Raw genomic sequence first — 12,041 nt, 5'->3', positions numbered from 1 at the left:
TAGTCCCCTTTCTTTATTCCTTAAAGTTGGTGTTTGCTTTATCGTCTTGTTCAGACTTTTCTTCATCTTTTTCTTCTTGTTCTTTCTTTTGCTTTTCAGCTAGTTTGCTTAAAGCATCAACGTTAACAACACCGTCGTCTTCTTCGCTGTCTAAGTCACGAAGTTCGATTTCTTGGTTGTCTTCGTTAAGAACCTTCATGTCTAATCCTAGAGCTTGAAGTTCTTTTACAAGAACACGGAATGATTCAGGAACACCTGGCTTAGGAATTGGTTCACCCTTAACAATAGCTTCGTATGTCTTAACACGACCAACAACGTCATCTGACTTGTAAGTCAAGATTTCTTGTAGTGTGTATGCGGCACCATAAGCTTCTAGGGCCCAAACTTCCATTTCACCAAAACGTTGTCCACCAAATTGTGCTTTACCACCAAGTGGTTGTTGAGTAACTAGTGAGTAAGGTCCAATTGAACGAGCATGGATCTTATCGTCAACCATGTGAGCAAGTTTCAAGTAGTGCATTACACCAACTGCAACACGTTTATCGAATGGTTCACCGGTTCTACCATCGTAAACAACTGACTTACCGTCTGAAGCCATACCAGCTTCCTTAACAGCGTCCCAGATATCTGAATCACGAGCACCGTCGAATACCGGAGTACTTACGTGGATACCTAGTTTTTTAGCAGCCATACCTAAGTGTAATTCAAGAACTTGTCCAATGTTCATACGTGAAGGCACACCCATGGGACTCAATAGGATATCAATTGGAGTACCATCTGGTAAGTAAGGCATATCTTCTTCAGGAATAACAATGGAAACAGTACCCTTGTTACCGTGACGACCAGACATCTTGTCCCCTACTTGGATCTTACGTTTTTGAGCAATGTAAACTCGAACCATCTTGTTTACACCTGGTGCTAATTCATCACCATTTTCTCTAGTGAAGACCTTAACGTCTTGAACGATACCGCCACCACCGTGAGGTACACGTAGTGAAGTATCACGGACTTCTCTAGACTTTTCACCGAAGATAGCATGTAGTAAACGTTCTTCAGCTGATAATTCTGTTACACCCTTAGGAGTAACCTTACCAACTAAGATGTCACCATCATGTACTTCAGCACCAATTCTGATAGTTCCTTCTTCGTCAAGGTTTCTTAAAGCGTCTTCCCCAACGTTAGGAATTTCTCTAGTCATTTCTTCAGGTCCAAGTTTGGTATCTCTAGTTTCTGATTCGTATTCTTCAATATGAATTGAAGTGTATACATCTTCTCGAACTAATCTTTCTGAAATACCAATGGCATCTTCGAAGTTGTAACCTTGCCAAGTCATGAACGCAACAACTGGGTTTTGACCTAAAGCAAGTTCTCCGTTTTCCATTGAAGGACCGTCGGCTAGAATTTCATCAGCGTCAACCTTGTCGTTTACACGAACGATTGGACGTTGGTTGTAGTTCTTACCACCGTTTGAACGTTGGAACTTCATTAGCTTGTAAGTATCTAATGAACCGTCTTCTCTTCTAACACGTACTTCGTCAGCGTCAACGTATTCAACAGTACCTGGGTGTTTACAGATTAAAGCAACACCAGAGTCATGAGCTGCCTTGTATTCAATACCAGTACCAACTAGTGGTGCATGTGGGTTAACCAAAGGAACAGCTTGACGTTGCATGTTGGCACCCATCAAGGCACGGTTGGAGTCATCGTTTTCCAAGAAAGGAATACATGCAGTGGCAACTGAAACTACTTGCTTAGGAGAAACATCCATGTAGTCAACGTTTTCAATCTTAGTTTCAATATTGTTTGACTTGTATCTTGCCATAACAACATCGTTCTTGAATGATCCGTCTTCATTTAATGGAGAGTTAGCTTGAGCAACTACGAAGTTATCTTCTTCGTCAGCTGATAAGTAATCAATCTTATCAGTTACTTTGTGAGTATCCCATGATACACGACGGTAAGGTGTTTCCACGAAACCGTACTTGTTAACCTTAGAATAACTTGAAAGTGAGTTAATCAAACCAATGTTAGGACCTTCAGGAGTTTCAATAGGACAAATACGACCATAGTGAGTGTAGTGAACGTCACGAACTTCGTATCCGGCACGGTCTCTAGTCAAACCACCAGGTCCCAATGCAGATAGACGACGTTTATGAGTTAATTCACCCAATGGGTTAGTTTGGTCCATGAATTGTGACAATTGTGATGAACCAAAGAATTCCTTAATTGAAGCTACTACAGGACGAATGTTGATTAATTGTTGTGGAGTAACAGTAGTAGTGTCTTGAATTGACATACGTTCTCTTACTACACGTTCCATTCTTGCTAGACCAATTCTGAATTGGTTTTGTAGTAATTCACCAACAGAACGGATACGACGGTTACCTAAATGGTCAATATCATCAGGTTCACCAATTCCTTCTTGCAAGTTGAAGAAGTAGTTGATAGCAGAAATGATATCTGCTGGAGTGATGTGATGGTAATCCAATGAGATGTTGTCGTTTCCAATCATGTTAACAACATGATCTGGGTCTTTTTCTGATTGTACTTTGATGATTTGTACAGTCATTGGTTCTGGAACAACTGATTGTTCTGAAGGGTTGAAAGTGTATGCCTTGAAGTCTTCGCGGTCCAAGTATGGAGCTAATTCCTTCATGACATTCTTATCAATTACAGTACCCTTCTTAGCAATAATTTCACCAGTATCTGGATCAGCTAAAGTTTCAGCAAGGGTTAATCCTAGTAAACGAGTCTTTAGGCTTAACTTGTTGTTAGTCTTGTATCTACCAACAGGAGCCATGTCGTAACGTTTTGGATCGAAGAAACGAGTAGTCAATAGGCTACGAGATGAATCAGCAGTCTTAGGTTCACCCGGACGTAGACGTTCGTAAATGTCCTTTAATGCTTCTTCAACACGTGAATCTTCTGTGTCTTTGTGGACATCTTTTTCAAGAGTCAATGAAAGACTATCATTGCTACCCAAAATTTGAGTAATTTCGTCATCTGAACCGAAACCTAATGCACGAACTAGTTCAGTAATTGGTAGCTTTCTAGTTCTATCAATACGAACGTATGATAAGTTCTTTGCGTCAGTTTCGAATTCCATCCAGGCACCACGGTTAGGAATTACAGTAGTACCATAGCTGATACGTCCATTCTTGTCTTCTTCTTTGTGGAAGAATACACCAGGAGAACGAACTAATTGTGAAACAATTACACGTTCTGCCCCGTTAATAATGAAAGTACCTTGATCAGTCATCAATGGGAAATCGCCAAAGAATACATCTTGGGTCTTAATTTCACCAGTTTCATGATTGGTCAATTTCAATGTGATATGAAGTGGAGCTGAGTAGTTAGCCTCATGATCTCTTGCTTCATTAACAGTGTACTTAGGTTCTAATAATTGGTAATCAACAAATTCTAAGGATAGTTTTCCTTGGAAATCATCAATTGGCATAATGCTGTTAAACATTTCACGCAAACCTTCATCTAAGAACCACTTGTATGAATCGGTTTGAATTTCAATTAAATTAGGTAAATCAAGAACTTCCTTGATTTGAGAGTAACTTCTACGAATACGGTGTTTACCATATTTAACTAAATGTCCTGCCAAGTTCTTCACCCCTCCAAAAATTTCTACGTAAGTGAAATATTACAATTGTGTTACAAATGCATTTTTTTACCCTTTTTATCTAAAAATGAGCAAAAAAAAACCAAAATAAGCAATTCAAATTGAAGCTTATTTTTGGTTAATATAGGCGTGTCTGACGGACAATAGATCGCCGACACACATTTCACTTCGTAGTTATATATTTAGTATGATACTCTCGAAGGTATATAAAGTCAAGATTTAGACAATAAAAAAGAGGGATAATTCCCTCTTTTTTATTATGCCTTAACGGCTTCTTTTTTAGTGATTGTAATCTTGCCTTTAGATGCTCCGATTGAAACGTCATCCCCTGGTTTAATTTCACCAGAAAGAATTTCTTCAGAAACTTTATCTTCAACATCGTTTTGCAATGCACGACGGATTGGACGCGCACCGTATTCAGGATTGAACCCATTCTTAGCAATTAATTCGATTGCTGCTGGAGTCATCTTCACGTTGATGCCTAAGTCGTGAACTCGTTTCAATAAATCGTTAGCCATTAGCTTAACAATTTCTTGAACTTGTTTTTCGTTTAGTTCGTGGAAGATGATTGTTTCATCGATACGGTTTAAGAATTCTGGTCTGAAGAATCTCTTCATTTGTTCTTCGACTGTCTTTCTCATTAGCTTGTAGTTTTCATCGTCATGATCTAGTTCAGCACCAAAACCAACGGTCTTCTTATCACGTAGTGTTCTAGCACCTAGGTTAGAAGTCATGATTAGGACAGTATTTCTAAAGTCGACATGTCTACCTTTAGAATCTGTTAGGTATCCATCATCTAATACTTGTAGTAGCAAGTTGAAGACATCTGGATGAGCCTTTTCTACTTCATCGAATAGGACAACTGAGTATGGATGTTGTCTTACCTTTTCGGTCAATTGGCCACCTTCATCGTATCCAACGTATCCTGGAGCTGAACCAACCATTCGAGAAGCTGATTCCTTTTGCATGTATTCTGACATATCAATTCTGATAATGTCATCCTTTGAACCAAACATTTCTTCAGCTAAGTCCTTAGCTAATTCAGTCTTACCAACACCGGTAGGACCTAAGAAGATGAATGAACCGATTGGTCTATTTGGATCCTTGATTCCACTTCTAGCACGTCTAATTGCACGTGATACGGCAGAAACGGCTTCGTTTTGACCAATAATCTTCTTGTGTAGGATTGATTCTAGGTTAACCAAACGCTTGCTGTCAGCCTTAGTCATCTTAGTTACTGGAACCCCAGTCCATTCTGAGACAACCTTAGCGACATCTTCACCGGTTTCTTCGATATCGAAGTTGTGGTCTTCTTGACGTTGCTTTTTGATATCAGCGGTTTCTTGACGCTTAGTCTTTAGTTCTTCTTGTAGTTCTTGTTCCTTTTGACGAAGTGAAACGGCATCTTCGAATCGTTGTTCTTCGATAGCACTTTCCATTTGAGTACTGTATTCGTTAATCTTGTTTTCTAGTTCTTCTAATGGATTGTTTTCGTCTAGGTTGTTGATTCTAACCATTGCGGCTGCTTCATCCATCAAGTCGATTGCCTTATCAGGTAGGAAACGGTTGCTGATGTATCTGCTTGATAAATCAACGGCCTTTTCAATCGCATCATCGGTAATCTTTACTTGGTGGTGGCTTTCGTACTTAGGACGAATTCCCTTTAGGATTTCGACAGCTTCATCTCTAGTAGGTTCATCAACTGAAACAGTTGCGAATCTTCTAGCTAATGCACCATCTTTTTCGATGTACTTTTGGTATTCATCCAAAGTAGTAGCACCGATGGTTTGAAGATCTCCTCTTGCAAGCGCAGGCTTTAGGATGTTAGAAGCATCGATAGCTCCTTCAGCACCACCGGCACCCATTAGAGTGTGTAGTTCATCAATGAATAGGATTACATTACCAACTGACTTGATTTCACTGATAATCTTCATTAAACGTTTTTCAAACTCACCACGGTATTTAGTACCAGCGACTAGAGTTCCCATTTCAAGCATCATGATACGCTTATTTTGCATGTCTTCTGGAACTTGTCTGTGAGCAACCTTTAGTGCCAAGCCTTCAACAACAGCAGTCTTACCTACCCCTGCTTCCCCGATTAGCACTGGGTTGTTCTTAGTACGACGACTAAGGATTTGAATTACACGTTTGATAACATCGTCTCTACCAATAGTAGGATCAATTAGACCATCTTTGGCTGACTTAGTAAGGTCAGTAGCAAGTGAGTCTAATGTAGGAGTAGTTCCATTGTTGCGAGCTGCTCTAGTTCCTGGTAGTGGAATGTTCTTTGAGTTTGAACTTGAATCGCCTGGGAATCCCATCTTGCGTAATAGCACCTTCTTTACGTCGTTTACTTCGACCACGTTTAGTGCCACTAGAATTCTAGCAGCTAAAGTGTCTGGAGTATCTAAGATGGCAAGTAATAAGTGTTCTGTTCCTATCTTAATTGCACCGTATTTCTTCGCAATTTGGCCAGATAAGGTCAAGATTGCTTCAGCCTTAGGTGAGTATGGTAGGTATGTGTCCTTGTCTGAATCGGTTAGGTTACCGTACCCAACCAAGATTTCCATTTCGCCTTTAATATCATCTTCGTGTACATCGCATTGCTTTAAGGCTGACTTTGCGATGCCGTTATCTTCCATAGATAAAGCTAGTAATAAGTGTTCTGTCCCAATCCCTTGGTGGCCAAACACTTTGGCTTGTTCTTGTGCCAAAATCAATACGTTCTTTGCGCTTGGAGTAAAAATGTTATCCATATCGTGCCTCACTTTCTAGCTTTTGTATCTTAAATGATCAAGTATTGCGACCATTATATTCGCTCTAATCTCATTTTCAAGTAGTTTGTTGCCAACGGTTAGTGTCTGCTTGTTAATAGATGCTAACACTAAATCGGCTTCATTGTCAGTAATTAGATCATTTAACACCAAAGTGTTGATAATTGCTTTACCCTCACGTTGTGTTAAATCGTCGCCAATGGCATTAATCAGCGTATCTAAAATATCTATATTATCAAGCAGCTTCACCTTTTCAATGCGGATATATCCACCGCCACCACGTTTACTTTCGACTACGTATCCATTTTGAATGGTAAACCTAGTCTTAATAACATAGTTAATTTGTGATGGAACCACATCGAAATGGCTGGCAATATCAGATCTACTTATTTCGACTCTCTCGTCTTCAGCAATCATTTCCTTTAAATACTTCTCAATAATATCCGAAATATTCTTACCCTGCATAATACCACCTCTTTCTTTGACTAATTCTGACTATAATTATACGGACTTATATTGAAAATGCAAAGATTTTTAACGAAAAACAAAAAAGAGAAAACAAATTAATGTTTTCTCTTTTGGTTATATTATCGGGAAGACAGGATTCGAACCTGCGACCCCCTGGTCCCAAACCAGGTGCTCTACCAAGCTGAGCTACTTCCCGAAAATAAAAAAATGCACCCAGTAGGAGTCGAACCTACAACCTTCTGATTCGTAGTCAGACACTCTATCCAGTTGCGCTATGGGTGCATAATAGTATTAAATTATTGAAATGCCGAGGACCGGGATCGAACCGGTACGGTTATCACTAACCGCAGGATTTTAAGTCCTGTGCGTCTGCCAATTCCGCCACCCCGGCAGAACTATGCAAAAGCGGAAGACGGGATTCGAACCCGCGACCCCCACCATGGCAAGGTGATGTTCTACCACTGAACTACTTCCGCATAATGCCGACTAGATGATTCGAACACCCGACCTCTTCATTACTAGTGAAGCGCTCTAGCCAACTGAGCTAAGTCGGCAGCAATTATGCAAATTGCAAATGCGGGCGAAGGGATTCGAACCCCCACTTCCATAAGGAAACTAGAACCTAAATCTAGCGCGTCTGCCAGTTCCGCCACGCCCGCATGATTATATTAAAATGTATATGGCATAGAGCCAATGAGCCGTGGCAGGTTCGAACTGCCGACCCTCTGATTAAAAGTCAGATGCTCTACCGGCTGAGCTAACGGCTCATATGGAGGATACAGGGCTCGAACCTGTGACCTCCTGCTTGTAAGGCAGATGCTCTCCCAACTGAGCTAATCCTCCATGAGGTCTTCCAAGTTATCTCTTAACAAGACAACTATTTAATAATATCATTTCTTTCAAGTGATGTCAACAAGAAATTTTACTTAATTGTTGATATGACTTGCTTCTGAGCCGTTCTCTTTAACTCAACAAAAAATATTATATCTAAATTTCTGCTATCTGTCTACCCTTTTTTTCAAAAAAATAAAAAAGCGACAATCTTTCGATTATCGCTTTAGTTATAACTATTCAATTAGTCTTCTTTTTCGATCTTAGTCTTACCACCCATGTATGGTTGTAGTACTTCTGGAATGTTGATTGATCCATCTTCATTTTGGAAGTTTTCTAAGATAGCAGCTACAGTTCTACCAACAGCTAAGCCAGAACCGTTTAGAGTGTGAACATATTGTAGTTTACCATTTTCATCCCTGTATTGGATGTGTGCACGACGTGCTTGAAAATCAGTGGTGTTTGAACAACTTGAGATTTCACGGTAACGACCTTGAGCTGGCATCCATACTTCGATGTCATGAGTCATTGCAGCAGTGAAACTCATGTCACTAGTAGTTAATGTGATTACATGGTAAGGAATACCTAGCATCTTCAATAGGTCTTCTGCATGTGCAGTAATGCTTTCTAGTGCATCCCATGATTGTTCAGGTTTAGTGAATTGAACCATTTCTACCTTATTGAATTGGTGTAGACGAATTAGACCTCTTGTGTCTCTTCCGGCACTACCAGCTTCTGATCTAAATGCTGGTGATAGTGCAGTGAACTTAACTGGTAGTTTGTCTGCATCCATTACTTCATCTCTGTAGTAGTTTACCAATGGAACTTCGGCAGTAGGAATCATTGTTAAATCACTGTCAGCAATTTCGAAACCGGCCTTTGTTTCCTTAAACTTAGGGAATTGACCAGTACCATACATTGATGCTGAGTTTACCATGTATGGTGGTAATACTTCTTTATAACCAGCCTTAGCATTTTGGTCTAAGTAGAAGTTGTAAATGGCACGTTCTAGCTGTGCACCTGCACCCATGTAGTAAACAAAACGACTACCGGAAACCTTAGCACTTGCTTCGAAGTCTAAGATGCCTAACTTTTCACCTAAGTCCCAGTGATGTTTTGGTTCGAAGTCAAACTTACGAGGTTCACCGTATTTTCTTAGTTCAACGGCACCTTCTTCAGTCAAACTAACTGGAACGTCATCTGCTGGAATGTTTGGTAAGTGCGCCGCTAAGTCTTGTTGATCTTGTTCAACTTTTTCAAGTTGTTCATCTAATTCCTTAACTTCCTTACCTACTTGTTGCATTTCAGCGATGGCGTCAGCAGCGTCTTCCTTGTTACGTTTTGCTTCCGCAATTTTCTTTGATACTTCGTTCTTCTTAGCTTTTAATCCTTCACTTTTTACGATTAGTTCACGACGCTTTTCATCGTAACCTAATAGTTCATCGATTGTTTCAGCTTTGATATTTCTAGTAGCTAACTTTTCCTTTACCCAGTCAGCGTTTTGACGAATCATTTTCATATCTAACATAGTAAATACCTCCAATTTTGCAAATAAAAAAGAAGACCTCCATCCATTGGGACGAAGGTCTTCTTTTCGCGGTACCACCCAAGTTCTTAGCACATGCTAAACACTCGTTTGGAGATAACGGTCACCTGCCGTGTAGCATTACCTACCCGCTTTTGCGTATGCCGGAATTTCGACTTGCAATTCACACCAACCATTGCATCTCTTTGTTGTCTACTTAAAAACATACCTTGCGTTTATTTGTTGACTCAATAATATTATAAAAAAATGTGATTGGCAACTATTTTAAGTTCAATTCAGCAATTTTTTCATCAATTTGTTTTAGAACTGCTGCTAAATCTTCTTCGTTTTCGATAAAGTCAAACTTATCACCGTCGATTTGCATCTTAGGAGATAAATCGTAGTTGTCATACCAGTCGTTGTAACGACTATTTAAGTCTTGGTAATAGTTGTATAGTTCTGGATCTTTATCCACTTGTTCGTAACTTCTACCACGTTTTTTGATTCGTTTTAACATGGTATCGAATGAAATGTTGATGTGGATTAATAAATCAGGATTCTTTTGGTTCAATGAACCAGGAATTTCTTCCATCATATTTTCCAACAATGAATCGTAGATATCAGCTTCAGTTGAAGTGGCACGTTTCATATCAGCATTCAATCTAAATAGTAATGAATCTTCGTAGATAGAACGGTCCATAACACTTAACTTTTCGTTGTGGGCCTTTTCAATATTGTTTAGACGTGTATTTAAGAAGTAAATTTGTAATAAGAATGCATACTTCTTAGGATCCTTGTAAAACAATGGAAGAATTTCGTTATCGTCCACTGATTCGTAATACCCAGTTGAATCAAGATGAGCAGATAGGATCTTAGTTAAAGAGGTTTTTCCGGCTCCAATGGTTCCAGCAAGTACTATCATAATAATCTCCTTAATTTCGTTTTCTAATATACTATTTTAATACATTCAAGTCGTTTTGAATATGAAGAAATTGATGGCAAACAAAAAAGATGCCGTTAAAACGGCATCTTCATTATATTATTTTTCTTCATCTCTTAAATCAGAAGGAGATACATCAACCTTATCTAGAGGAATTAGATGTGTCTTGTGCTTAATCTTGTAACCAATGTATAGGATTAATACAAGTGGTACTGAGATGTAAGTAATTCCGATTTGTTCCCAATCCCAGTTAGCAAATGAGTTTACGTTTTGACCACAAATAACTAGGATACATAGAATTAAAGTAATGATTGGCCCAATTGGGAACCAAGTAGCATGGTACTTCAATTCATCTAGTGAATGACCTTGCTTGATGAAGGCTCTTCTGAAACGGTAATGTGATAGTGCAATTCCGACCCAAGCAATAAAACCAGTAAGACCAGAAGCGGCAACTAACCATAAATAAATTTGTGGACCTTCGATACTTGTAATGAAAGTAAGTAATGCAATCACAGTAGTAACTGTTAAGGCACCAACTGGAATACCACGACGGTTAGTCTTACCCATAGCCTTAGGAGCGAATCCTTGGTGAGCCATTGAGTAAAGCATTCTAGTTGAAGCATACATTCCTGAGTTAGCTGATGAAATGACTGAAGTTAAGATAACAGCGTTCATAATAGAAGCAGCGGCTGCTAAACCAGCACGCTTGAATACGATTGTAAATGGACTAATTGCAACATCGGTAGCACTTGAACCTAATAGATCAGGACTAGTGTAAGGAATGATTGCACCAATTACGAAGATTGCTAGGATGTAGAATAAGATAATTCTCCAGAAAACATCCTTGATCGCACGTGGAACGGCTTCTCTTGGGTTATCTGATTCACCAGCAGTAATACCAACTAATTCAGTTCCTTGGAATGAGAAACCAGCGACTACGAATACCGCTAAAATCATTGGAATACCACCAACGAATGGCGCTTGCTTGTAAGTGAAGTTAGATAAACCAATGTAGTGGCCACCCATGATACCAAAAATGGTTAAAACACCAACAGCTAAGAAGATAAAGATTGTAATAACCTTAATCAATGACATCCAGAATTCTGTTTCACCGAATGACTTAACTGATAATGCGTTCACACAAAGGATTAGTGCTAATGTAATCGCACTGAAAATCCAACCTGGCATGTGTGGTAACCAGAACTTCATTACTAAAGCTGCAGTTGAGATATCAACGGCAACGGTAATGGCCCAGTTGAACCAGTAGTTCCAACCCATGGCAAATCCAAGCGCTGGGTCAACGTACTTACCTGCGTAAGCCGCGAATGAACCTGAAATAGGTGTGTTGGTTGCCATTTCACCTAAACTAGTCATTAAAAAGTAAACCATTAGTCCCATTAATAAGTAAGCAACTAATGCTCCACCAGGTCCCGCTTGGCTAATAACTGAACCAGAGGCAACGAATAGACCGGTACCGATTGAACCACCTAAGGCAATCATAGAAACGTGTCTAGTCTTTAAACCTCTCTTTACATGATTATTTGAGTTTTCACTCATGATGTATTTCACCCTCTATAAGTATTTCTAAGAGGTGCCGATAATAACTAAAAAAGTCTCTTCCTGTAAACACAAGAAGAGACCATAATAATTTCTTTTAATTATTGATCACAAAGCACTCCGTGGAATCAACCACGACAGTCTCTAGCCTATTAAGCTAGAACCCAACAAACTCGATTCATAAGGAATCGGTCGTTTCGGCAGACATCCCCTTTCACCATCAATCGTTGTCGCCCTATCGACTCATGATGGCTACTTTTGTCAGCTGCGCCTCTTCTTAGATTTCTACAACATTATATATTAATGTCTTTACGA

At 39.5% G+C, this 12,041-nt stretch carries 6 protein-coding genes, 8 tRNA genes and 1 riboswitch; all 14 genes read right to left on the bottom strand.

The genetic code is table 11. From position 1 onward, the window contains the following. Nucleotides 1-13: 13 nt before the first annotated feature. On the bottom strand, nt 14-3,622 hold the full coding sequence (rpoB, locus tag KTJ72_RS03205) for a DNA-directed RNA polymerase subunit beta (RefSeq protein WP_034534412.1): 3,609 nt from the start codon (nt 3,620-3,622) through the stop codon (nt 14-16). Between the two features lie 266 nt (nt 3,623-3,888). After that, entirely contained in the window at nt 3,889-6,387 is a 2,499-nt protein-coding gene (locus KTJ72_RS03200) for an ATP-dependent Clp protease ATP-binding subunit (RefSeq protein ID WP_041152922.1), read from the bottom strand. Between the two features lie 15 nt (nt 6,388-6,402). Beyond that, nucleotides 6,403-6,870 (bottom strand): CtsR family transcriptional regulator, encoded by a 468-nt coding sequence (locus KTJ72_RS03195; protein ID WP_217304135.1) that lies wholly within the window; start codon nt 6,868-6,870, stop codon nt 6,403-6,405. Nucleotides 6,871-6,995: 125 nt separating this feature from the next. Then, nucleotides 6,996-7,069, bottom strand: a tRNA-Pro gene (locus KTJ72_RS03190). A gap of 12 nt (nt 7,070-7,081) precedes the next feature. Further along, nucleotides 7,082-7,155: transfer RNA gene (locus KTJ72_RS03185), tRNA-Arg, on the bottom strand. 23 nt (nt 7,156-7,178) lie between these two features. Beyond that, a tRNA-Leu gene (locus KTJ72_RS03180) sits at nt 7,179-7,264 on the bottom strand. 13 nt (nt 7,265-7,277) lie between these two features. Then, nucleotides 7,278-7,349, bottom strand: a tRNA-Gly gene (locus tag KTJ72_RS03175). 4 nt (nt 7,350-7,353) lie between these two features. Further along, nucleotides 7,354-7,427 (bottom strand) — tRNA-Thr (locus KTJ72_RS03170). A gap of 21 nt (nt 7,428-7,448) precedes the next feature. Then, nucleotides 7,449-7,532 (bottom strand) — tRNA-Leu (locus KTJ72_RS03165). Between the two features lie 35 nt (nt 7,533-7,567). After that, nucleotides 7,568-7,640, bottom strand: a tRNA-Lys gene (locus KTJ72_RS03160). A gap of 3 nt (nt 7,641-7,643) precedes the next feature. Then, a tRNA-Val gene (locus tag KTJ72_RS03155) sits at nt 7,644-7,716 on the bottom strand. A 232-nt stretch (nt 7,717-7,948) separates the two neighbouring features. After that, a complete protein-coding gene (gene serS, locus KTJ72_RS03150) occupies nt 7,949-9,232 on the bottom strand; it encodes a serine--tRNA ligase (RefSeq protein ID WP_094750951.1) in 1,284 nt (427 codons plus the stop codon). 277 nt (nt 9,233-9,509) lie between these two features. After that, the gene (locus KTJ72_RS03145; RefSeq protein ID WP_034531485.1) at nt 9,510-10,151 is read right to left on the bottom strand and encodes a deoxynucleoside kinase; all 642 of its coding nucleotides are present in this window, start codon (nt 10,149-10,151) and stop codon (nt 9,510-9,512) included. A 117-nt stretch (nt 10,152-10,268) separates the two neighbouring features. Continuing rightward, the gene (locus KTJ72_RS03140) at nt 10,269-11,726 is read right to left on the bottom strand and encodes an amino acid permease (RefSeq protein ID WP_057198208.1); all 1,458 of its coding nucleotides are present in this window, start codon (nt 11,724-11,726) and stop codon (nt 10,269-10,271) included. Between the two features lie 105 nt (nt 11,727-11,831). Beyond that, nucleotides 11,832-12,010: riboswitch (Lysine riboswitch) on the bottom strand. Between the last annotated feature and the right edge of the window lie 31 nt (nt 12,011-12,041).

It is taken from the genome of Apilactobacillus waqarii (assembly GCF_019061205.1).
Lineage (GTDB): Bacteria > Bacillota > Bacilli > Lactobacillales > Lactobacillaceae > Apilactobacillus > Apilactobacillus waqarii.
This window is presented reverse-complemented; position numbering and strand designations above follow the sequence as displayed.

What these genes read in the sequence shown, in the direction of transcription:
- KTJ72_RS03195 (WP_217304135.1), bottom strand. Translation starts at nt 6,870, where the DNA reads ATGCAGGGTAAGAATATTTCGGATATTATTGAGAAGTATTTAAAGGAA.
- serS (WP_094750951.1), bottom strand. Translation starts at nt 9,232, where the DNA reads ATGTTAGATATGAAAATGATTCGTCAAAACGCTGACTGGGTAAAGGAA.
- KTJ72_RS03200 (WP_041152922.1), bottom strand. Translation starts at nt 6,387, where the DNA reads ATGGATAACATTTTTACTCCAAGCGCAAAGAACGTATTGATTTTGGCA.
- KTJ72_RS03145 (WP_034531485.1), bottom strand. Translation starts at nt 10,151, where the DNA reads ATGATAGTACTTGCTGGAACCATTGGAGCCGGAAAAACCTCTTTAACT.
- KTJ72_RS03140 (WP_057198208.1), bottom strand. Translation starts at nt 11,726, where the DNA reads ATGAGTGAAAACTCAAATAATCATGTAAAGAGAGGTTTAAAGACTAGA.